Here is a 24,193-nt window from a genome sequence, read left to right as displayed (position 1 = left end):
GTGCCCTGATGTTGTTTGGGTCTGGCATGCCGACAAGCCATGCGCAGCCCGACAATGGGGTAGCACGCTACGGCGCGTGCCTGGCCGCGCAGAAACAGGGAGACTTGCTGATCCTGGTCGACGAGTCAAGCAGCCTGCAGAACACCGACAGCAAAGCGGCGCGGGTGCAGGCGGCCAAGTATCTGGTGCAAACCTTGGGTCGGTACGCCGACCGTATCCAGGCCAAACTCGACGTCGCCATCGCCGGGTTTGCCGAAAACTATGTGTCCGAACAGAACTGGACGCCGCTGACCGGTGGCAGCGCCCAGCATGTGGGCGATCAGCTGTCGACCCTGGCATCGAAAAACGACGGCATCGACACCGATTACTGGCTTGCTCTCGACGGCGCGCGCCAGGCGCTGGCCTCACGCGGAAGCGGCGTCGGCGGCGCCGACCGCTGCCAGGCGATCGCATGGTTCTCCGACGGCAAGATCGATTTCACGGCGCGGCCGCTGACCAAGCCGTACGCCGACGGGGTGCGACTGGACAGCCCGAACGGCGTGGCCGAAACGGTTCAGCGGGCCACCGAATCGATCTGCCGTCCGGGAGGGCTTGCCGACCAACTGCGCTCCCGCGGCATCGTGATGCTGGGTGTGGGGCTCGGTGATGCGGCCAGCGCGTCCCAGTTCGATGTCATGTCGGCGATCGCCACCGGGCGCGGACTCAACGGAATGCCCTGCGGCAACATCACCGAACCCACTCCCGGCGATTTCTACCGGGTGACCAATATCGACGACATGCTGTTCGCCTTCGATTCGCTCTATCCCGACCCCGGTGTGCCGCAGCGCAAAGGCCCGGTGTGCGAGTTGCAGGTTTGCCAGGAGGCGCGCCACGACTTCGTGCTGGACCGTTCGATCAAGTCGGTGAAGATCCTGGGCTCCGGTGGCACGCCCGGCATCGTCCCGTACCTGATCTCGCCGTCCGGACAGAAGGTCGAGCTGTCCAACCGGACAGGCCAGGTCAGCACCGAAATCACCGGCACCCCAGTCCAATACGAATGGCTTTCGGACTCCTCGCAAACCATCACGATCCGTAATAGCGGCAGCCCCGACTGGGCGGGCAAGTGGGCGATCGTCTACGTCGACACCACCGGGCAGCACCCCGACGCGGTGTCGCGGGTCAGCATTCACATCATCACCGACATATTTCCGGTCCTCATCGACGCCGCGAATCTCGCCTGGCACAGCGGACAAACGATCAACGGCCTGACCTTCGGCCTGGCCGACGGGCAAGGCCATCCGGTCAAACCCGACGAGCTGGCGGGCAGCGCGACCATGTCGGTGGCGCTGGAACCCGATGGCGCCCCGAAGATTCCGCTGCTGGTGTCGGTGCCCAAAAACGACATCGGCAAACCCGTCGACGCCGACCTGACCGCCGTCAAGCCCGGACATGCGATCTTGCGGATGTCGTTGACCATCACTACCGCTCCGGCGATCGATCGCAACGGCGCCCAGATTGCCCCGGGAACCACGCTGTCCCCCCAGGACGTCGAGATGTCGATCCAGATCCTGCCCAAGTTGGGACTGCCCACCCCAGCAAGCCGGATCGACTTCGGCACCGTGCAGGCGGCCAAAGGCGCGAACGGCGAGCTCGCCATCACCGGGCCGGGATGCGTGTGGATCGCCGCAGACGACCAGGACAACGTCATCGCCGCCCCCGATGGCATCGGAAACACCCGCATCACCTCTCCGGCCAATGCGCCGGAAACCTGCCTGAAAGTGCCCTCGGGTCAGACCGCCCCGCTGCCGGTCACGTTGCGCACCGACCGGGACGGCCGCGGCGGCCTCAGTGGAACTGTGCCGGTTCATCTTTCGTCGTTGACCAATCCGAGCGACGCACAGGTCGTCGACGTCGCGTTCGTCGCGTCGTTGACCAAACCGCTCAGCAAGACCAACTTCGTGCTGGTGTTCCTGGCCGCCTTGCTGCTGGGCCCGGGCATTCCGCTGGCGCTGTTGTATGCCGGCAAGTGGTATGCGGCCAAGATTCCCGGCGAGCCGATGCTGGCCGAGCGGATACCGGTCGAGGTGGACCCCGATTCCGACACCGTCATTCGTAACGGCACGCCATTCGCGATGGCCGACACCGACCTGCTCAGGCTGGTACCGGGCCTGGCCGGGGGCGCCCGAAAGCTGAGTGTGCTGGGGGTTACCTTGACCGCGACGGTGGGACGAAGCCCCTTCGGCACCGGCCACATCGTCGTCGAGGCCGAGGGCAGGGTCAGCGTGGGGTCGGCCCTTCCCGGCACGGATCGCACCGGTCTGAAGGCGGTGCTTCCCCTTGCCGTGCACAACAAATGGGTGGTGTTGCACGATCCCAGCGGTCCACCGAATGCGGCCGACGTACTGTTGCTCGTGGGGGGTCGAACCGACACCGCAGCGCGTCAGCGGATCTACGAGGACATCGGTCGACGGCTACCCGAGCTGCTGGCTGCACTGCGGCACCGGGCGGTCGACGCCGGATTGGCGGGGCCCACCGAATCCGAGCGCGGATCACCGTACGGCCAGGCTGAGGCGACCACACCCCCGCCGGACCCATTCACCACCGCAGAACACACCGCGCGGCCGGGCAGTCATGACTCCCGGCCTTTCGACCCATTCGACGAAGGAGCCTCATGCGACGATTCCTGATTGTTGGTTGCGGCGGCTCGGGCGGCGCGACGTTGGCCTACATGATGGACCAACTCCGCTCGGAACTGCATGCGGCCGGTATCGAAAGACTGCTGCCGGGATGGCAATTCGTTCTCATCGATGTGCCCAGCGGAGCCGAGGACGGACCGGAGGGGCTGAGCAACGTTTCAGCGCAGGGCGGCACCTACATCGGCTGCGGACCGCAGGGCAGCAGCTACGCGATCCTGGACGCGGCGCTTTCGCAGCGGCTGGCCGCCAATGCCGCGCTGGATACCATCGCCACCTGGGCGCCGCGCCACCCGGAGGAAGTGACCAACCCGATCTCGACCGGCGCCGGACAGTACCGCGCGATCGGGCGGATGATCATCCTCAGCAAGGCCGGCGAGATCCGGTCGAAGCTCCAAGCCGCCTGGGATCAGCTGTTTCGGGTGGAGACCATTTCTGCGATGTCGACGGCGCAGGTGCCGGGCATCGGCCCATTCGACCCGCATCAGCCGCCACTGGTGCTGGTGGTGTCGTCGATGGCCGGCGGGGCCGGCGCGTCGATGGCCCTAGATGTGTGCCGGCTGTTGACGCTGGTCTCCGGGCTGGACCCGAGGTTGATGGGCCTATTCCTGGTCACGCCGGACATTTTCGACTCGCTGCCGGAGAGCGCGCGGACCGGTGTTCGGGCCAACTCGCTGGCCATGCTCGGCGAGATCGTCGCCAGCCAATCCGGTGCCGCAAGGGAGCACGACGTACGGATCCTGCGGGCGCTTGGACAGCAATACGGCGAGGGCGAGCCGATCCCGTTCGCTCGGGTCTTCCCGGTCGGACGTTATGTCGGCGCCGACCGCACCCTCTTCGGGGACGGCTCGCCGTTTGCTGTGTACCGGGGACTGGCCCGCGGCCTGGCCGGTTTGGTGATGAGCGGCACGGCCAGCGACCAGTTCGTCTCATACGATCTGGGCAACACCGCCTCGCCGGCCGGCGACCGGGACCTGTTGGGGTGGGGCAACTCGGTGTGGGATCCGCTGCCGTGGGGGACATATGGATTTTCCAGCCTCAGAATGGGTCGCGACCGCTACGCGGAATACGCCGCGCAGCGCTTGGCCCGCAGCTGCGCTGACAAGCTGGTTTCCGGTCACATGCAGCCGGGCAATCCGGCGTCCAGCAACGAACAGCTGGAGTCGTTGCTGACCAGCCAATGGTCAGCCATCTGTAGCGAGCTCGGAATGCTGGCCGCCGCCGGCAGCGAGGACATCAACGCACTCGGGAACTGGGTGGCCAATGCGGCGTTTCCACCCCACGTGGTGGCTCCCACCGTCAACACCATCATCGATCGTCAACTCCGCAGCCACCTGCCCAGTCCGGAAGGAATGACCGCCGCTCAGTGGGTGCCCGTCTTCCGGCAGGCGATCGCCAACCGTCGTGATGCGCTGACTAAGGCTTGTTCGGACGCCGGCTACCGCCTGGCCTTCGGGTGGCAGCGGGCCTTCGCCGACCGGCTCGATGACGTCGTCGGCAATGCGATCGCCGACTTCGGCCTGCCGTATGGGCGGGCGCTGGTCGACCAGCTTCGCCGTCACATTGACGATGTGCTCACCGGGCCCATGGGCCAGCTCGGTTCGATGGGACCAGCCGACGTCGTCGCGCTGCCCCCCAACGTCGACACGGCGCTCACCTCGCTGCGCGGCGTGATCACCAACGCCGACCAGGTCCTGGCCACGACCTTGGACGGCTTCCGCGGCGCGGTGCGCCGTCAGGTCTATGCCACCGCCGCGGCGCGGCTGGCGGATCTGTTCGCCGTGATTGGTGGCGAGCTGCTCGTCCCGCTGCGCGACGCGCTCTCCGAAGCGCTGATCCTGCTGGAGAACGCGCAGGCCGAGCCGGCGTCCGATGTCGGTTTGGCCCGTCTTGCCACCGACCAGTACGCCGCGTGGCCGGCCGACGCCGACGAGTTCGTCCCGGCCCGGTTCGCCGAGGCCAACAACGAGGTCCTGCTGATCAGTTCGTCGGCCTTCAAGCAGCGCTACGAGGGCGATCTGGTCAAGGTGATCGCGGCCGGCCAGAAACTGGTGCCGTTTCGGGCCGCGGTCGGGGAGGCCACCACACGGGTGATCCTCGGTGTTTGGCAAACCACCGGTGGCACGGTCGCGCCCGGCGGTCTGCTGGAACGCAGCGCGAATTGGGTCACCCGTGCACTCGGTACCGATCCGGACACCGGGCGCTCACGGGTGCCGTCGGTCGCCCAATTCGATGTTCACACCCGCCCGGCCGAGCTGCTGGCGCGGGCACGGCTGTACGTGGAACGGCCCGGTGAGGCGTTCGACGAGTTCTGCAGTGTTTCGCTGCGCGACTATGTCCAGGGGGCCGGGGCACCGGAATCCGAATTGACCGCACGCCGCCACGACATCGCCACCAAGTTCGCCGAGGCCTTGTCGCTGGCGCGCCCGCTGGCCAGCGTGAACGACCAGGCGCTCACCCGGGTGCATCCTGGCCAGCAGGTCGAATACCGCTACAAGTTTTCCGAGATACCGTTCGCCGGCCAGCCGGTGGGGCTGGCGCTGGCCGACACGTTGCGCTCGAACCCGCGCATCGACCAGGCCACCAAGGACAACTTTGCGCGTGCGCTCACCGACGATGAGGGCGTCACCCACATCGACATCTTCGGCTCCTACCCGAACTACTCACCGCTGGCCTTCGACTCGGTGCTGCGGCCCCCCGCCCAGCAGTGGGCCGAGATCGCCGGTCCGGCCCGCACCCAGTTCTGGCGGTATCGGCGTTCGCGGCCGCTTTCGGCGTCGCTGCCGATGGGTGACGCCGAACGGCGCACCATGACCGCCGGCTGGCTGCTCGGCCAGATCATCGGGCGGATTCAGATACCCGAATCCCCCTACATCGAGCCGGTCCGGATCTATGACGGCGACGCCGAGCAGTGGTTGAGTTTCCCCAGCCCGTTGTTGACCCCGCCGTCGAACTTCACCGCCTCCTACGACTGGCTACCAGCGGTGCTGGAGGGGGTATTGCTGGCGATCGCGCAATCCCAAGATCCCCCGGTGATGCGTTCCCTGCGCCCGTATCAGGTGCTGCGTGCGCTCTATGACGGCAATTCGCAAGACCCGGCCGGCGGGATCGTGCAGCTTTCCGGGGTCGGCCTGCTCCGCGATTTCATCCTCAATGGGTGGTCGAACCCCGACGTGGTGTCGCGGATCGAGGGCATCGCGGTCGCCCAGACACCAGCCGATCGGGCAGCGGCCGCGCAGGAGTGGCTTTCAACCGTCCGGGACACCAGCGCCGAGTATCTGCCGCCGGGAATGCCGAGAGCGGGGAGTGCCGGCGCCTTCGCCAGGATCGCGACCCGGTCGAAGGCCTCGAAGACGCCGATCTTCCGCGATCTGGCGCCGGACGTCTTCTGGGCAGCCGAGATGCTGATCAAGTTGGTCCGCCAGATCAAGGCGACGGCTGTCGACGGCCAATCCCCAAGTGCGGCAATGACTCGCGACGAGGGCGAGCAGATTGTGATACCGGACGGCGGAACCTTTTAGCGATGACCGCACTTACCGTGGTGCTGGCTCCGCACGCGCAGTCCGAAGACATCCTCGCGGTGCTCGCGGACTACTCCGCGGTCGGATTGCTGCGCAGCTTCGCCTGGGTGGATGCGGCCGCCGGCACGGCGACCTCGCTGCCCGCCACCCTGGTGACCGATGGTCATATGAGTCCGGTTGTGCTGCAACAGGTCCTGACTGCAAGAAAGTACGACCGGGTTCGGCTTGCGGTTCTGGTGCCGGTGGAAGCACCTGTGCAAGCCCGGATCCCACTGGCCATGGAGCAGTTCATGGAACAGGTCGTGCGTTCCAGCGCAATCGGGGCGCCGATCACCCTGCTGCGACTGCTCTACACCCCCGGTGCAGCCACGGCTTTGACCGCCGACCCGGCGCTCGTGCTGGAAGGGTGGCACAACCTGTTCATCGCGCCCGAGGACCCGTCGGGTCCGGAATTGGCTGCCGTTACGCTGGACCGGCTCGCTGATCCGCTCGACATTGCACGCTATGTCGCACCGGTCGTCGCCGGTGTCACCGGCCTATGGACGGACATCGACAAGACGCCGTTCGACGCGCTTGCGGTCCTGCCGGGGCTCACCATCCGGGCCGTGCGCGCCTTCTACCGTCAGCTCGACACGGCAGACGTTGAAGAGCGTCTGCGGGCGCAGCTGTTCGACCCGACCGGTCGCCTTCCGCTACCCCGCGCCGACCGTGTCCCGGTCGTCTTCATCGATGACGTGCCGACCGCGACACAGTCGATGGCGAGGGCGCTGTGGACGAAGCACCGCGACGTGCTGCGCGGTCCGAGACTGTCGGTTGGCGGCGAAGGAGCCCGCCGGATTTCGATGGGGATTGCCCTCAAGATGTTTGTGTCCTTCCTGGGCTCGGCGCTGTGGCGAGCGCCGTCGGCGTGGATGTCCTCGGCGCTGGGCTCGGTATCGTCGGTGGTGGCCACCACGGTGCAGACTGCGGTGTTCGGCCGATCCGGATCGGCCTACGACGTGGTCGCCGGTGCGGCGCCGGCCAGCTGGCAAGACCTTGGCCGTAGCGCCGACACCCTCGGCAACGCGCTGGCCGAGCCCTCGGGCGGCGAACACCTTGTGCACCAGGACCTCAGTCGGCTGTGGACTGATTTCGTCAATGTCGCCCTGACCTTGGCCGACGGCGGCCGACGGTCCGAAAGCCTGGAGCCGGTGCGGGTGGGTGCCGCCGTCGGAGTGGTCCGTAACTGCTCAGATGTCGTACCGAGCGCCGCCGACCGGTTTGCCGCCATCCCCGGGTCGTTGGCCGCGGTCACCGGGGTTAGTGCGGTGGAGGCAACCGATTTACTGGGGGTGGCTGCGCTGCGTGACCGGTTGCTGCGCACCTATGGCGACCCGGCCGCTGGAGTCGAAGCCCGCCGCGCCGCGGCGAACCTGGACAGCTGGCAACAGACGGTGTCGAAAAGCTATGCCTGGCAGGTCGGCTCAATCCTCGTCGACTACCTGCAGCGGTCCCGCAACGAGGTCGCCGGACTGGTGCAACAGATCCGCGACACCAGTAACCGGGACGCCGTAGAGGAGCGGCTGAGCCAGCGCCAGCACACGGTGGGAATGATCCTCAAGACTTTCGGCTGGAGCGTTTTCGGTGGGCTGGTGTTGCTGGCCGGGGCGGCCGCGCTGGGCTGGGGCGGGTGGAAGTTCGCGCTTGTCACCGGCGGGGTGCTGCTGGCGTTGTACCTGGTGATCACGCTGGCGTTGTTCCTGCTCACCCAGCGGGACCTGTTTGCCGAGATGAATCTGCGCCAGTCGCAAGTCAGTCGGCTGAACGCGATGCATTCCAATCTGCGCTCCGCGGTGCAGGATCTCAGCCGGCTGTCGGGCGCCTATGGGCAACTGCTGGCCTGGAGCCGGGTGTTGGGCGCGGTGCTGCGGGCACCTTTCGGTTCCGCTGCCGTGCCGAGCCCCGCGTCCGGGCAGCTGGTCGACGGGCTGCCGAGGTCGACCCGCCTGGGCATCGCGATGCCGAGTTCCGACGACACACAGACTGCTATCGACTGGATTGAGCAGGGTTTGTACTCGGTGGGCTGGCTCACCCGGCCGTGGGAGGACATGCTGGCCGAGGCGGGAAAACAGCTGCGCGAAGCTCCTGCGGCGCTGTTCGTCATGCCGGGCGTCGGGACCGGATCGGCGCTGGACCAATGGTCCTCCGCGGTCACCACCGGCAAGGTGCGGGCCAGAGGTGCCGACGCGCTGTGGCAGCGGGTGAAGCACATGCTCACCGAATCGCCGGGCCCTATCGGTGACACTATTACGCGTGCTGTGTTTGTGCCGGCGTCCGGGCGGACCGTTCCCGAGGCTGAGTTCAGCACCGGGGTCACCGACCACCGCCCGGAGCGCGCCGCACCCTTTGCCGGATCGCTGTTCACCGACGCCGCCATCACCGCCGGTCGTTCCGCAGCGGTGCTGGACGAATCCGTCATGTCGCGCCGTGGGCTCGGCTACCGTGCTGTCGTGGTGCAAGCCAGCGACGGCCTGCTGCCCTACGATTTCGCGGTCTTCGCGCCGCGAACCAGCATGGCCACCAGCCCCGACGCGGCGACCGATCACGATGAACCGCCCGGTTCTGGAAAACTGGTCTTCTAGAGATGCCTAATCCGAACGCACTCGACAGCGATCCGCGCCTGCCGGCTCTGTTGCGGTGGCGCCAGCAGCTCATCTCGTCCGGCGCGGTGTCACCGCACAGCTTCAAGGAAGCGCATGTGCGGATGGTGCTGCGGTCCGGTCGCCGCGACGTCGACGAAATCCGCGCGATGTTACCCGGCTCGGTGGCCGAGTATGCCGAGGACATGGCGCGCATGCTCGACGAACTGACCGACGAGACGACCGTACCGGCGCACGCCGCCGATACCGGCCGGGTTGCGACGAGACAGCCGGTGCCAGAAGATGATTCAGCGCTGTATCGCGAAGGCACGCCGGATAGCTTCGCGCCGTTCATCTTTCGCAAGCAGACTGCCGAGCCGCAAGAGATCATGGTCCGTCCCGTCACCGACCCTGCCAGCGGCCAGCAGACCCTCGAAATTACGTGGCCGCCCTATCAATTCAAGAAAGCAGAATCGGGCTCCTGCACGGTATACCGGGTGGTCAGCAGCGAGGAGAACGAACCGTACTCTCCGGATCGGGCGGAACTGGTCGCGGTGACCACGACCACGTCGACACGTGACAGCCGACCGCCGACCAGCGCCGTACGCCGCTTCCAGGTGTGGGTGAACACCGGTGCATCACGCGCGGAAGCGCTTGCCGCTCAACCGGTTTTGCATGCCGCAGGCGCACGGCCCAGCCCGGTCGACAATGTCGTTCTAAGCCAGGATTCCGGCCGCGTGATCGGCCAATGGACGGTCTTCCCACGGGTCAGCGCCGTGCACCTCTACCGGATCCCGGCGGAGGAAACCGCAGCCGACGAAATGCCGTACCAGATCCTCGCCGACAGCGACAACCTCGACGGGTTTGTCGATGCCGACGCGGAACCTGGGCGGCGTTATATATACCGGGCGCGCTGCAAGGTGAGCGTCGACGGAGTGGAGCGCCTGTCGGACCCCGTGCAGGCGGAGGTTCAGGTCTCTGCCTTGCCGGCGCCGGTCGACGACTTGTCGCTAAGCCCCCACGACGACGGCGCGGTGCTCGACCTCAGCTGGACCTCGCCGCCGGCAGGCCGGGTCTTGATCTTCCGGACCCAGGACCTGCCCGAGGCAGCCGAATCAGCCCAGCTGCCCGAAAGCGCACTCGAGCTAGCTGGGCTGCGCCCGGCATCGCGGCTGAACTATCCGATATCCGAGCGCCGTGACAGCGACGGCCGCCCGCGGTCGGTGATCGCCGGCGTGCCCTGGCCCAGCGAGTGGAGTCGTGCCTACTTCACCCCGGTGACCGTCCTGGACGGCAGGGCGCGATTGGGCAAGACCATTTCAACGGTTCGCACCGGATCGATCACCGACCTCCAGCTCACCGAGTACTGCAGCAAGCAGGTGCTGACCTTCGCCTGGCCAGCCGGCGCGGCAGCGGTGTCGATCCACCTCGCCCCCAAGGACTACGACCCGCAATTGGGACTCAGCGGGCGGCACTACGAGGTCTCGTTCGAGGATTACCACAAATTCGGGGGACACCAGTTCCCCAAGAACGAGCTACCCCCGGGTGGCTGTTCACTGCGCCTGGCGCCGGTGGCATTCTCAGCTGGCCGCCGCATCAAGGGCCCGATCACCAGCGTGCAATACGTCGGTCTGCTGCGGCTGTGGTACTCGGTGAAAATATCGCGGGATCGCGCCGGTAACCCACTCACGGCCGCGCTGATGATTCGCGCCGAGACCGACGACGTCATCGGCTCGCCACCGTTCGTCCTGGTCAACAACGCCCAGCGAATCCCGTTGAGCATCACCGACGGTGACCCGGTCGACGTCGCGCCGCTCAACGAGCAGGGTGAGGTGGCGGCGCGACCCGCAAAGCAATTCAAATGGCCGGCGCTGCGAAGCGACGGCGCCTCCCAGGTATTTATTGGCGACGTCAGAGGGCGGCAGGGCTGGATACGGCTCTTCGCCGACGTTGGCGACCCGAAGCGGCTGCAGCGGTTGGCGCTGCTGGATCCCCCGGTCGATGCGCTTCGCCTCACCCGGACATCGTCATGACGGCCCGGTATGGACAACTGAGTTACACATCGTTCGACGCCATCGGATCGGCCGGCGGCTGGCGGGTAAAGCAAACCAGCGGCGACCTCGACGACGCAGAAGAAGCGCTGCTGGTCTCCGGCGTCCAGACTGTGCTGAATCCGGTCACGCCAATACCGGCCTTCCCCGCAGCCGCGCAGCTGCAACGCATTCCGCACCGGCTGGCGTATCGCCGCATCAACCGGAACACCGCCTGCTATTGGCACACCGTGCCGGCGGGAAGCGACCACACCGGCCGGCCCGGCAACGTGTTCGTGCACGCGATGCTGGACCGGGAAGCCGGCAAAGCGCAGGGCTCGTATCGGCCGATCGAGCTCTGGCGTTCGCAGCGCTGGCTTTGTCCTTACGGTGGTGCGGCCGTGGCTGGGGCAGAGCTGCCCGCAGAACCACCGGGGCCCGGCGACACTGTGACACGCCGCAGCGTAGTCAATTTCGCCTACGACGCCAGCACGTGGCGACTGACGACATTGTTCGGGTTGATGGATGCCGTGGCAGCCGCGATCGAGGGCGGCCCGCCCGTCGTGCTGGGTGCGGAGTCGGACGAAACCGCCGCCCAATGGATCGGTTTGATCAGCTTCCTGATGTCGCCGGGAACTGCACGGTCGCTGAACTTCTCCACCTTCGATCGCGCCGATCAGCTCGAGCACGCCGTGCGGATCGGTCAACATCTCACCGCGATCCCGCGCGATGACCTCCCGATGGCCCCCGCGGCGGCGGTGACAATCGATGAGACTCACACACTTTCGCTAGGAGAATTCGGCGGTCAACCGCACCGCACCGCGGCCGCACAGCCGATCGAGGTCACCGCGTGGTCGGCCATGGCGCAGGTAGCCATCCTGGACCCCGACTCAATGCGGCTGGTGCTCAACGACATTGACATGTTCTCCGCCGGGGTGAACGATTGCGGCCTGCACCCGGCGTGGCCGATGGCAATGTCCATCGTTACCCGCGAGCGATTCGTCGACGCGGCTGACGAGGCCCGGTCGGTGATCACGCAGTACTCGCCACCAGGCCCCGTCATCGAACACGCAATCGTGCAAACGATCAGCGACGTAGTGCGTTCCGCGGCCGGGACGGGCACCGCCGAGGCGCTGGAGGCGGCACGGCGGATGCCGGACGGCCTGACGGCGCAGGTCGCCGATGCGGTGTACGTGTCACGCGCCATCTGCGACGACCGGTGGCTAGATCGGCCAGGCCCGATCCCGCTGGGCCGGACCCGCTACCACGGCCGGGCGGTTCCCGCCGAACTGCTGGTGGCGATCCCGGCAGCCTTGCGGGCTGCCGGTGATCGGGGTCCGGGCCGAGTGCTACGAGTCGCCGACATCCTCATCCGGCTGGGAATCGACTACGACCTGTCTGAGGTGTTCGAGGAACACGTCCTGCCGGCGCTGCGGGACCCGCGGCAAGCCCGGCGTCTGATCCTCGAGCTCGGCGGGCGCATCGGCGTTGACTGTCGCGTGGCTGTGGCATCGGTGATGATGGGGCAGGGCGAGCCGCCGGATCAGCCCGGGGGGCAACTCGACGATGCCGTGCTGGACTGGCTCAGTGACGGGGTGACGGCACCGTCGCCGGAGCAGCTGACCGAGGTCCGGCCTGGAAATCAGATTTGGACCCGGGCCGCGCTGCGCGCCGCGCGAGCGCACCGACTGGGCCCCGAAACCGAACAGGATCGGCAGGCGGACGCGTGGTGGCGGCGTGTCCACGGTTTGCCGTCGGCGCAACTGGATCGGATCGAAGACCGGGTCGCGGAGCGCCTGCCGACTCGGGAACTAATTCTCGGACTGGTCGCGGCGGCCGACTCACCGGAAATGTTTGAGCTCGCCACCCGGGTCGTCGTCGACAATAAGGATGAACTGGGTGTTGCATGCGCGGTAGTACGGCTTTATGAACCGCAAGACTGGGTCGCGCGCGGCTACGTCATGACATACCAGCGCGCCTATACCCCCAGGTGGGACGAAGCGGTTGAAGCGGTCGGACCGGAGCGCGTTCACCACGACTTCGCGCGCCGGCTGCTTGTCCTGGCGGTCGTTGGTGCCATTGTCGGCACGCCGTGTCCCCGGGTGTGCGCCGCCTTGCTGACGGATCTGAGCCTGCAAACCGAGGTGGCTGAGCAAGTATTCGACTTGGCGGAGACCAGCGTGATCTCCACCACGGCAGCTCTCGCGGTCAGCCTGCTGCATCCCGCCGGGACCGATCCGATAGAGCCGCTGTTGCGGCGGTTGGCCGCCCGCATCGCGGCAACATTCCCCTGGGACGCCGACGAGGTCCACGACGTCGTGCACATGATGGGCCAAATCAGCGCAGCCACCGACGCCGCGTCGCTGCGACGTTTTCGCGCGATGGTGCTCGACGCGCTCCATGGTCAGTCCAGCTGCCTGGATCCCATGGCGGCACCCTCCCAGTGGAGTCACTGATGCCCATCTATCTCATGAGTGAGCGCACCCGAAGTGTGACGATCCCCAGTCAGGCGCTGGCCCTGTCGATCACCGGATCGGTAGCCGAGGCGGTGTTGAATGTCCACGCCGCGGCCGATCAACCTGTGGTGCGGTCCTCGTCGCACCGTTCGGTCCTGCCGATCGTCATCGGCCCGCTTGTTGTCAGCGTGCAACCGGCCCGGGGCGACTTCTTCGGTCCGGACACCGTGGTCCAGCTGACAATCGGACCCGATACCGCCGATGCCGTGGATCCCGTTCAGGTGGTCTTCGAACCGGTTGACGTCTCCGGAGACAGCGACGTCGAACTAGCCACGTTGACACCGGCTGGGACCCGCATCGAGATTGCGGTCAGCGCGGTCGCCGACCGACCGTTGAACCCGCTGGGGACTGCCGCCCGCGCGGCCGCCCGGAAAGTCGTCGGGCGGCGATCCGAGCCGTCGAGCCACCCGGTCGTCATCGCGGTGGACGCTTCGGCCTCGATGCGCTCGGCATTCAGCGACGGAAGCGTCTCGGCCGCGGCTGACATCGTGGTTGGCGTTGCCGATGCGGTCGGCATCACCGACGTGTCAGCCGTGTTGGTCGCGGAGAAACCCGTACCGGTCCCCACCGAACCGGCCGGCACCTTGGCGGGTTCACTTCGCAACGCGGAGCCGCGATGGTCCGCCGGTGCCCGATGGTCGGCAATCGCCGGCAACGGCGGGCGCACCGTGGTGTGCACCGACTTTCCGACACAGATACTGCGGCAACGGTTTCCGGTCATTGCCATCTCGACCGATCCGCGGCTGGAAACCGACTGCGCGGTGCTGCGTCCGCCCCGCCCGGGTGTCGACGCCGTCGCTGAGGTGCTCAGCCAGCCGGCGGTGCTGGAACGCATCGCGATCGCACTCGTGCGGGGCTTGATGTGACGAAGTGCCCGCGCTGCTTCTCGGTGCTGAGCGACGACCATTACGCGTGGATAGTGGACCCGCGCATTGCCGGAATCCCTCGTTATGCGGATGCGGCCGCATCGGCCTACTATGGCGCGGCCGTCACTTCGCCGCCGGTGTACGACGCCAAGAGACCGCCGGGCTACAAGGGTCGGCTGCACACGGCGGCAGACGCCAGCGCCGCGATGAATGGACTGCCCGTCGTCGAGATCTGCCCAATCTGCCACTTCGAACTTCCGGGCGGATGGCGTCAGGGTCAGGCGGTGTGTATCGCGATGGCCGGGGCCCGGGCAACCGGTAAAAGCATCTATATCGCCGTCTTGATCAAACAGATGGAGCTGCTCTGCGAAACCTTGAGCGTGTCGATGAGCCCCACCACCCAAGCCTCGGCCCAGGCATACGCCGTCAATTATGAGCAGCCGCTGTATGTTCAGCGAGGGCTCATCCCACCAACGCCCACCGTGCGAACGCAGGCTTCGCATCAACGCGAACCACTCATTTTCAGCATCGGGGCGTGGCTTGGGGTGCCGAGCTTCGTGGTGTTGCGGGACGTGGCCGGAGAGGACCTGGAGGCCGGCAATACCTACGCTCCGCATTTCCGGTTCTTCGCCGACGCGGACGCCGTGTTTTTCATGTTTGACCCGTTGCGAGTCAAGGGAGTTCGTGATCAGCTGCAGGATTTGCTGCCGGCGCCGTCGTCGACGGGCGGAGATCCGCGGTCCGTCCTGAGCAACGTGATGCTGGCGGTCGGCACGGGACGGCCCAAACTGGCGGTCATCGTGTCCAAGTTCGACGCATTGCGGGCGCTGCGCGACGTCGAGGGCTCGGACTGGAGCTACGTCATGTCCAACTCCGGCGCGTCGTACCTGCGTGACAGCGCCGCGAGCAGACAGTACGACGACGCCGACGGACAACTTCTCCACGAGGAAGTCCGTAGCCTGCTGCTCAGGCTGCAAGGTGGCTCGGTTGTCACCGCGGTCGAACACCCTTTCACCGGAGTGCCTTTGCCGCATCGTTACTTCGCGGTATCGGCGTTGGGCCAGCCCCCGGACGGCAACCGCTTGAACGTGCGCGGCATTGCCCCGTTCCGCTGCACCGATCCGCTGCGCTGGGTCACCTCCAGCTTTGGGGTGCTGTAACGGATCCGGCGGCTGGCCGTGACGGCTCGCTACCATCCGGCGGCTATCAATGGCGACGCTTGCCGGCATGCCGACGAGGTTCGTACCGATATGATCCAACTATGCGGCGCGTGGGAGGAATGGCAAGTGTCCGACGATGTGGATCCGCGATCGCCGGGACCGCAGCCTAATCCCTTCGATGTGGGATCCGAGGGGTCGGCGACGCAGCCTCAGGGCGCAACGGACGTAGAGCCGACCGAGCCCGTTCCGGAATACTTCTCTGCCGCGAACGGACCGCCACTACCACCGGTGATCGAGGCGTTTCCCGGCTATCACGATGTGCAGCAGCCGCCGAAGAAGGTCACCAAGAAGGTCTTCGGGAAGGTCTTCGAGAAGCTCCGGGCCCGCCGGGCGATTCGGTGGCCGGCCATAGCGGCGATCGGCGCGGCTAGCGTTGCCGTGATCCTGGTGGTGGTGACGATCACCGTGCTACTCACAAACCGGCGCGGGCCGAAGCCGGGCCACAGTGCTGCACCACCGGCGCCGTCGGCGGTCCTGCCTCCGAGCACGTCACCGCCGCCGCCCCTGACGACGCCCGAACAACTGGACGGCATTCTGCTCAGCGCGGCCGACATCAACGCCGTCATGGGCGCGTCAACCATGGAAACGATGGAAACGGGTTACCGGTTGGACCCCACACCCATCAAGCTGTCGCACCCGGAGTGCCAGGGGGCGCTTTATGCCGTGCAGGACCTTGTGTATGCGGGCAGCGGCCAGACCGCACTGAGAGTCCAACTCGTGTACGAGCCGGGGCGTTACCATGCCCACTGGGTCACCCAGGCCGCGGTGACGTTCCCGTCTGCCGACAAGGCCCATCAATTCGTGCAGAATTCGGCCGACAAGTGGAAAAGCTGCGCCAACCAGACGGTCAGCGCCACGAACACCGCCGGCAACACGGTCAAGTGGACCTTGGCGAGTCTCAACGGCGAGCCGCCGACAATCACGCTGAGCGAGCTTCAACTCGGAGCCAGTAACAACTGGGGCTGCCAGCGTGCGCTGAGCGCGGTGTCCAATGTGGTCATCGACGTCAATGCGTGCGGATACCGCATCGCCGACGAAGGTCGGCAGTTAGCCGACAAAATGGTCGCCAAAGTTCAGCGGCAATAGCGAGGTTGTCGGCGGCATACGGGGGAGTGGGCAACGGCGGACACACGCAGCCGGGGACACGCCAACGGCGCGCGCGCTTTCGTGCGATATCGGACGATGTAATCGTGGTTACTTGCCTTGGAGAGTCACGGCTACTTCCAGAGGCAGGTCACCCGAAGAGTTTCCTGCCCATATCGAATATTCTCCCGGGACGAGCTGGAATGCGTTGCGGTCAACGTTGTAGATGGAAAGAAACAGCGGTTCCACATGCACGGTGACGGTCTTAGACTCACCAGGTTCGAGTGCGACCTTTTTCCAGCCGATCAGCCTGCGCGGCGGCTCCTGCGCACTTTCTGGCAAACCGGCGTAGATTTCGGCTATCTCCTCTCCGGCGCGCCTGCCGGTATTGGTGACGCGGACGGTGACGTCAAGCGAGTCTCCGGGAGTGACGTTCAGTTCCGAGTAAGCGAAGGTCGTGTAGGACAGGCCGAATCCAAACGGAAATAGAGGTGTCCTATTCTCCGCGTCATACCATTTGTAGCCGACCTTCAGGCCTTCGTCATAATGCACATCGAAGATTTTTTCGCCGGCCTTGGGGCCGGTGGGGGCAGCTGGCTCGGTCGGTGGTTTGGTCGCGTCGGGATGCGGCATATCAGCCTCGCGTTTCGGGAACGTGATCGGCAGCTTGCCCGACGGGTTGACATCGCCGAAAAGAATGGCGGCTATCGCCTGTCCGCCACGTATGCCCGGATACCACGATTCAAGCACGGCGCTCACCTGATCCAGCCAGGGCATGGTTACCGCTCCTCCCGTCTCAAGCACCACGATGGTATGCGGATTGGCGGCAACGACGGCTTGAATCAGCGCGTCCTGATTGTTGGGGAGAGAGAGGTTGGGGAGATCGGCACCTTCCGACTCATGCTGGACAGCAAAGACAATCGAGACTTCGGAGGATTTCGCCAGCGCGGCTGCGGAGGTGAGATCATTTCCGGGATTATATTCAATTCTTGCCTGAGGGGCTCGCTGGATAATAGCGTCTAATGGCGGCGAGCGGTGGTAGACCCATTCCGGCGGGAGCGCCATGATATCGCCGCTATTGACGCCGGGCGCAATAACGGGATTGCCCCCGGCGGGATCGACCTGGGCCGAACCACCGCCCGAGATGACACCAACGTCGGCACGGCCGCCAATGACCGCGATGGATTTGATCGAGGACGCGTCCAGTGGCAGTTGGTTCTCCGCGTTCTTCAGAAGCACTGCGCCGGCCTCCTCAACCCGCTGCGCGACCGTGAAGCCATGCATTACGTCGACCACCTTCGGATGCGCAGGATAATCGATGACCCCAGTGGCGAATTCAGTGCGAAGGACACGGTGAACCATGGAGTTCAGCTGGTGCTGGGAAATCTCTCCGTCCTGGACCGCTTTTTTGAGTGGTTCGCCGAAATGGTCATTGCCCGGCATTTCAATGTCAAGTCCGGCTTTGGCCGCTTTCACAGTGCTGTGCGTTCCGCCCCAATCGGAAACGACAAAGCCTTTAAATCCCCAGACCTCCTTGAGGACATCGCGGAGGAGATAATCGTTCTCACAGGCATACGTGCCGTTGATCAAGTTGTAGGAGCACATTACCGCGCCGACGTCTGAATTATGGATGCCGATCTGAAACGCGAGCAAGTCTGACTCCTGCATCGAGCGCTTACTGATAACGGAGTTGGCGAAGTGGCGGCCGTCTTCCTGGTCGTTGACTGCATAGTGCTTGATATTGCCGATCACATGCTGATTCTGCAGACCTTTAATTTCCTCACCCACCAGGGTGCCGGCGAGAATCGGATCCTCGCCCTTGTATTCGAAGGTGCGACCATTACGCGGTTCCCGGGTAAGGTTGACTCCGCCGCCCAATGACATGTTGAAACCCTGGTCGCGAAGCTCGGCGCCGATGAGAGCGCCGTATTCGTATGCGATTTCTGGATCCCAGCTCGAGGCTTCAGCCACACCGGACGGCAGCGCCGTAGAATAGCGGCTCCGTGGGGCTCCGCGCGCGACGCCAAGGGCGGCATCCGACATCTGCAGGTCGGGAATCCCCAAACGCTCAATACCCGGGATGAAACCCGCGCCTCCAAGAGAACGCACGCCCGGCCCGGACGTGGTTCCGTCAAGGTAAACTCGCCATCCCAGGCCATGAAGCAACTGCACTTTTTCGTCGAGCGTCATCTGCTGGATGACCAGATCGGCCCGCTCATCCGGGGAAAGTAATTTGTTTGTCCATGGCCGTTTGGGTGCGGTATTTACTGGCTGTCCGAATTGCGTGTACATTGGAGCCGAGGCGACAAGAAAGAAGAATGCCAGTAGGAAATTAGCTGCTGTCAGCAAAGGCCTGCGCAGAATCATCTATCGTGCTCCATAAATCTCGTCAGGTCGATCAGCTACTCGTTTCGGTTTTTACTTCCTTGAAAACCATCGACCACGGCAGCCAGCCGCCAGACCACGTGCTCCGAGCTTGCGCTTGTAGGCAATGAGGTTCGGCTTCGCCCGTTCTCCAGTAAAGGGCCTTTTGACCCTGATGCGCTTCCAGAGTGCCCCGCTCCTTACCTCAACTACCGACTACTCAACCCGCAGCCGCGGGTGTCAGGCCGGGCGTACCGGGTAGGACTGCCGGTGTGATGACTAAGCAAGAGTTGGCCAAAGGAGCTTGGCCACCCAGAAGCCCAGAAGCTGCTCTCCGGCTCCACGGCCCTGCTCGCCTACAACGGACACGATGGTTTGCCGCGGGTCGTCCCGGTCGGGTTCTACTGGACCGGCGACCGCATCGTTGTCTCCACGGCACCGACCTCCCCGAAAGCCCACGCGCTTTCGCGCCGTCCGCAAGTCGCGTTGACGATCGACACCGGCTCCGCCCCAGAAGAGGCGAAGGCCCTGTTGGTGCGTGGCCTCGCCACACTGCAAACCGTCGACGGCGTCACCGACGAGTACCTCGCGGCAGCGAGGAGGTCAATGGACGAACCCCAGCTTGCCGAGTTCGAACACAACGTGCGGTCGACGTACAAGCAGATGGTGCGCATCTCGATCGAGCCGGGCGCTGGGCGCGGCTTTATGACTTTGGCGCCGGCCGGTTACCGGTGTTCCTCGCGAACCTAGCCAAGTTAGCCAGACTCGGCCTTGCATCGGGGAAGCGAATGGGGACCCGGTGGCGATGCAGTCACAGCCCGAGCCTGCCGCGCTCACCCCATGCCACCGTCGCGCCAGCCGCTCATTACGTCCTCGACACGCTGATGTACCCGGTGCCGCGCGGTTTCCCGGTCGACCGCCGACATCAGCAGCATGTCGTAATCGGTGTCGACGTGTCGGACCGACGCCGCTACGGCAAGTCGTATCGCGTCCGGATCCGGCGCCCGTCCGGCCGCGGTCCGTCCGATCCGGCCGCTGGCACACGCCGCCGCGTGGCGTGCGATCGACTCGGCCCGGTCCGCAGGACAATAGGAAACAACTCCCGGATCGCGCCGGCAAATTCCGCCTGAAACCGCGCATCCTCGCCGGCCCGTCGCACTTTGTCGCGCTCCCGGCGGCGCAGCCGCGACTCTGCGTCGGAGAGGCATTCCTGTTCGGCCCGTTCGATGGCCTCCGGCTCGGCGAGGATGCCCTGGCGTTCGTAGCGGTTGCGCGAACGACTCCACCGCACTACCACCGCCGAAAGCCGGCTGATCTTCTTGGCCCGTCGGGTAAGCGCGGCATCACCAGACGGCAGGAACTCGAGATGGCCCAGGTCGGCGCAGTCCAGGCAGCGGGGTCCGTCGTCCTCCATGAACAGCAGGTCGCCGGTGCCATCGCACGCCGTGCAGGTCCACCCTTTGAGCGGCGAGATCACCACGAGATCCGGTGGACGGCTCTGCCGCTTGATCGCGTCCTGAGACAGGTCCGGAGACACCCAGTGGGTACGGTAGGCGCGCTCGGTTGCGGCATCGGCGGTGACGCTGAACCGCAGCTCGCGGCGGTCCCGGGTGCGGGCAATGTAATCGGTTTCCGACGGATGGAGCCCGCGGTTCTGCGCCCATTGCCGCAGCGCCGCCATCGCCGCCGCCACCTTGGCCGGGTTCACCTGCATGAGTTGCTCCAAGGCTGCCACCCGACCCTGCCGCCAGATGTCGAGCCGCGACGGCGCAAGCCAGTTCAGGCCGACCAACACGTCGATCGCACTGACGAATCGCCGTTCCGCGAGCAGCGCCTCGGCCACTCGCGTGACGCGCTGTTCCAGGTTCTGCCCTGTCATAGACGGGCCAAGCCTACCCGCCGGGCGTGCTCGGCGAAACAGTGACCACCCGCGGACCGCGCCATTAGCTTCCTGAAAGCATCAGTGGCACAGGGATTTTCAACACCAACTCGCGGAACACCAGGGCGGCCGGCAACCAGGAACGCATGCAGTCGGCTACCCGACCGCCGAGGAAACTGCGTGACCCAGGCGCCAGACATGCTGATCGAACACTGATCGGTCAGCTGATCACTGCGGCGGCATCGGCCGCATGGATCCGATGAAGTAGCTTTCCTGCCCGGTGGGGTATCCGCCGCCGTCGGTGGCGATATGAACGTGGTCGTAGTGGTTGAGCGTTTCGGAGCCGTAGTCCGCCGTCCAGCTCGGGGCACCGATACCCGGGTAGACCTTCTGCCGCCAGATCACATGGAGCACGCCCCAGCGTTTGGCGTTCGCCAGGGCATACCCGGCGATCTGGTTGCCGAGCTCGATACCGGCGGGGGAGCCATGGTCGGGGATCATCACGTCGATCGCCAACCCGTTGGGATGCCACTTCAGGGGATCCTGCCGAAACCCGTAGATGGTGCTGATCTGGGGAAAGAGCACGCTGATGGCGCGAGCCGCCCAGATGGTCTTGATCTGCAGCCCCTGCTCGGACGCGACGCCGGCAGGTAACGCCATTTGGAAGTCTTGGCCGGCGACGGGTGCGGCTGCCGCCAACATGTCCACCTCCGCCGGACTGGCGGTGGGCGCTGCGGTACGTGTTGGGGTTGCCGCCGGGGCCTGCACGCAGCACGGCCGCTCGGTGCCCTTGTCTTGGGCGTAGATCATGCCGGCAGAGACGACGAGTGAGGCCGCGATTGCCAACCAGCGGCCTCGCCCGTTGGCCAACACGGCGGTGCCCACGCCCTGCACTCTAGTGGCGTGTGCGACGCATGTGGCAGTCCTTTTGATCTTTTTGTTGCACGAGTCCCCACCGGGTCAGTCGCTTGGAGATCCGATCGGCACCGGCGCGATGTTCCAGATGTCGTCGCAGTACTCGGCGATCGCCCGGTCCGAGGAGAACTTTCCGCTGTGCGCGGAGTTGAGGATGGACTTGCGGGTCCAGCTTTCGGTGTCCTGCCAGGTGGCGTTGACCTCCTGCTGGGCGCGCAGATAGTCGGCGTAGTCGGCGATGACCAGGAACGGGTCGTGGTCGGTCAGGTTGGCGATCAGCGGGGCGAACACCGCGGTGTCGCCGCGCGAGAACCGGCCGTCGGCGATCAGCCCGAGAACTGCTGTGAGCTCGTCGCTTTCGGCGATGTAGTCCCTGGGCCGATAGCCTTGGCCGAGCACCTGTTGCACCTCCTGGACGGTCAGCCCGAAGAGGAAGAAGTTCTCCGCGCCGACCTGCTCGCGGATCTCGACGTTGGCGCCGTCGAGGGTGCCGATGGTCAGCGCCCCGTTCATCATGAATTTCATGTTTCCGGTGCCCGACGCCTCCTTGCCGGCGGTCGAGATCTGCTCGGAGAGATCTGCTGCCGGATAGATCAATTGCGCGTTTTGTACGTTGAAGTTCGGGATGAACGCAACCTTCATGCGGTCGTTGACGTCCGGATCCGCGTTGACCGTTTCCGCGACCGAGTTGACCAGTTTGATGATGAGTTTTGCCATCGTGTAACCGGGCGCCGCCTTGCCGCCGAATATGTATGCGCGCGGCGCTATTTCGAGGTTCGGACGCTGCTTGAGCCGGTGGTAGGCGGTGATGATGTGCAGCAGGTTGAGGTGCTGGCGCTTGTATTCGTGAATGCGCTTGACCTGGATGTCGAAAAGCCACTCCGGATCCAGCGCGATACCGGTGTTGGCTCGTACGTAGTCCGACAGCCGCGCCTTGTTCTCCCGCTTGACGGTCCGCCACTGTTCCTGCAATACGGGATCACCGGCAAGGGGAGCCAGCGCACGCAACCGGTCCAGGTCGCGCAACCACCCCTCTCCGAGCCGCTGATCGAGCAGTCTGCGCAGGCCGGGATTGGCCAGCGCGACGAATCGGCGCGGTGTCGCCCCATTGGTCTTGTTGCTGAAGCGCTCCGGCCACATCACGTAGAAGTCTTTGAGCACAGTCGTTTTCAGTAGCTCGGAGTGCAATGCCGCGACACCGTTGACGGCATGGCTACCGACGGTGGCCAGGTGCGCCATCCGAATCCGCCGGCCGCCGTCCTCGTCGATCAGCGACATCCGCCGGACCCGGTCCTCGTCACCGGGAAACCGGGCGCGCACCTCGTCGAGGAAGCGGCGGTTGATCTCGTAGATGATCTCCAGGTGCCGCGGCAAGAACCGCTGAAACATTGACAGCGGCCAGGTTTCGAGAGCTTCGGGCAGCAGGGTGTGGTTGGTGTAGCCCAGCGAAGCCACGGTGATCTGCCACGCCTCGTCCCAGTCGAGGTCGCGCTCGTCGACGAGCAGCCGCATCAGCTCGGCGACGGCGATCGAGGGGTGGGTGTCGTTGAGTTGTATCGCGACCCGGTTCGAGAGCTCCCGGACCGGCAGGCCGGCGAAATCTTCGAGCAGGTGCAGCATGTCCTGCAGCGAGCAGGACACGAAGAAATACTGCTGGGCCAGCCGCAGTTGCTTGCCGACTTCCGGCTGATCGTTGGGGTAGAGCACCTTGGTGAGGGTTTCGGACACCACCTGGTCATCCACGGCCCGGTAGTAGTCGCCGGCGTTGAATGCGTCCAGGGCCAGCGACTGGATGGCGCGGGCACTCCATAGCGTGAGGGTGTTGCAGGTGTTGACGCCGTAACCCTGGATGGGCGTGCCGTAGTAGACGCCCTTGGCCGCGCGCTGCGGGACCCAACGCACCCGGTACCTGCCCCGCTCGTCGGTGTAGGACTCGGTGTGGCCGCCCCAGCCGACCTGGTAGTTCAGTTCGGGCTTGGCGATTTCCCACGGATTGCCGTCGGCCAGCCAGTTGTCGGTTTTCTCCACCTGCCAGCCGTCGCGGATTTCCTGGTCGAAGATGCCGAACTCGTAGCGGATGCCATAACCGATGGCCGGACGCTCCAGGGTGGCCAGCGAGTCCAGGTAGCAGGCCGCCAACCGCCCCAGTCCGCCGTTGCCCAGGCCGGGCTCCTCCTCACAGGCCAGCACCTCGTCGAGGTCTTGGCCCAGCGCGGCCAACGCGGTGCGGGCCTGGTCCTCGAGTTGCAGGTTGAGCAAGTTGTTGCCCAAGTGCGGGCCGAGCAAAAACTCCGCCGACAGATAACACGCCACCTTGCGAGACAGGTGGAGATAGGTCTGGGTGGTCTCGATCCACCGCCGCTGCATCCGGTCGCGCACGGCCAGCGCCAAGGCGCGGTAGTAATGCTTGGGCTGCAATAGGGTGGCCGGGCGGCCGAGTGAGTAGCGCAGGTGGTCTTCGATGGCCTGGCGAAGAGCCTCCGAACTCATTCCGGTGCGGACGTCCTCG

Annotated in this window: 11 protein-coding genes and 2 pseudogenes; 9 read left to right on the top strand and 4 right to left on the bottom strand. The window is 65.5% G+C overall.

The annotated features are described in order from the left end of the window. Positions 1–8 precede the first annotated feature (8 nt). The 8 genes from CDN38_RS00255 to CDN38_RS00220 all read left to right on the top strand — a co-directional run bounded on the left by CDN38_RS00255 (position 9) and on the right by CDN38_RS00220 (position 16,529). The gene (locus tag CDN38_RS00255) at positions 9–2,666 is read left to right on the top strand and encodes a vWA domain-containing protein (protein ID WP_099319294.1); all 2,658 of its coding nucleotides are present in this window, start codon (positions 9–11) and stop codon (positions 2,664–2,666) included. Then, positions 2,651–6,193: a tubulin-like doman-containing protein gene (locus CDN38_RS00250; protein ID WP_075510379.1), complete on the top strand. Its 3,543-nt coding sequence runs from the start codon at positions 2,651–2,653 to the stop codon at positions 6,191–6,193. Before CDN38_RS00255 ends, CDN38_RS00250 begins: the two co-directional genes overlap by 16 nt. A 2-nt stretch (positions 6,194–6,195) precedes the next feature. Beyond that, entirely contained in the window at positions 6,196–8,814 is a 2,619-nt protein-coding gene (locus CDN38_RS00245; RefSeq protein ID WP_099318717.1) for a hypothetical protein, read from the top strand. Positions 8,815–8,816: 2 nt separating this feature from the next. Beyond that, a complete protein-coding gene (locus CDN38_RS00240) occupies positions 8,817–10,844 on the top strand; it encodes a SaeA-related protein (protein WP_099318716.1) in 2,028 nt (675 codons plus the stop codon). After that, on the top strand, positions 10,841–13,297 hold the full coding sequence (locus tag CDN38_RS00235) for a GAP1-N2 domain-containing protein (RefSeq protein WP_099318715.1): 2,457 nt from the start codon (positions 10,841–10,843) through the stop codon (positions 13,295–13,297). Before CDN38_RS00240 ends, CDN38_RS00235 begins: the two co-directional genes overlap by 4 nt. Then, positions 13,297–14,223, top strand: a complete 927-nt coding sequence (locus CDN38_RS00230; protein WP_075510414.1) for a hypothetical protein — start codon at positions 13,297–13,299, stop codon at positions 14,221–14,223. The genes CDN38_RS00235 and CDN38_RS00230 overlap by 1 nt, the downstream gene beginning before the upstream one ends. Beyond that, positions 14,220–15,383 carry a hypothetical protein gene (locus CDN38_RS00225; RefSeq protein WP_075510383.1) on the top strand — a complete coding sequence of 388 codons (1,164 nt, stop codon included), beginning with the start codon at positions 14,220–14,222 and terminating at the stop codon, positions 15,381–15,383. Before CDN38_RS00230 ends, CDN38_RS00225 begins: the two co-directional genes overlap by 4 nt. Positions 15,384–15,509: 126 nt before the next feature. Beyond that, positions 15,510–16,529 carry a sensor domain-containing protein gene (locus CDN38_RS00220; protein ID WP_161951625.1) on the top strand — a complete coding sequence of 340 codons (1,020 nt, stop codon included), beginning with the start codon at positions 15,510–15,512 and terminating at the stop codon, positions 16,527–16,529. Between the two features lie 108 nt (positions 16,530–16,637). Here the strand turns inward: CDN38_RS00220 and CDN38_RS00215 are convergent, their stop codons facing one another. Continuing rightward, positions 16,638–18,893 (bottom strand): glycoside hydrolase family 3 C-terminal domain-containing protein, encoded by a 2,256-nt coding sequence (locus tag CDN38_RS00215; RefSeq protein WP_075510385.1) that lies wholly within the window; start codon positions 18,891–18,893, stop codon positions 16,638–16,640. Between the two features lie 372 nt (positions 18,894–19,265). Here CDN38_RS00215 and CDN38_RS00210 point away from each other — a divergent pair, with 372 nt between their 5' ends. Then, positions 19,266–19,640 (top strand): pyridoxamine 5'-phosphate oxidase family protein, encoded by a 375-nt coding sequence (locus CDN38_RS00210; protein ID WP_438502277.1) that lies wholly within the window; start codon positions 19,266–19,268, stop codon positions 19,638–19,640. 83 nt (positions 19,641–19,723) lie between these two features. Here the strand turns inward: CDN38_RS00210 and CDN38_RS00205 are convergent. From CDN38_RS00205 to CDN38_RS00195, 3 genes and pseudogenes are all read right to left on the bottom strand, one after another. Continuing rightward, positions 19,724–20,769: pseudogene (locus tag CDN38_RS00205) on the bottom strand (DUF2293 domain-containing protein). 228 nt (positions 20,770–20,997) lie between these two features. Further along, positions 20,998–21,685 (bottom strand): annotated as a pseudogene (locus tag CDN38_RS00200) (VldE C-terminal domain-containing protein). 44 nt (positions 21,686–21,729) lie between these two features. Continuing rightward, entirely contained in the window at positions 21,730–24,174 is a 2,445-nt protein-coding gene (locus CDN38_RS00195; RefSeq protein ID WP_233027137.1) for a glycogen/starch/alpha-glucan phosphorylase, read from the bottom strand. Positions 24,175–24,193 lie beyond the last annotated feature (19 nt).

This window comes from Mycobacterium ostraviense (assembly GCF_002705925.1).
Taxonomy (GTDB): domain Bacteria; phylum Actinomycetota; class Actinomycetes; order Mycobacteriales; family Mycobacteriaceae; genus Mycobacterium; species Mycobacterium ostraviense.
Note: the sequence above shows the minus strand (reverse complement) of the source record. Positions and strands in the feature narration are given on the sequence as shown.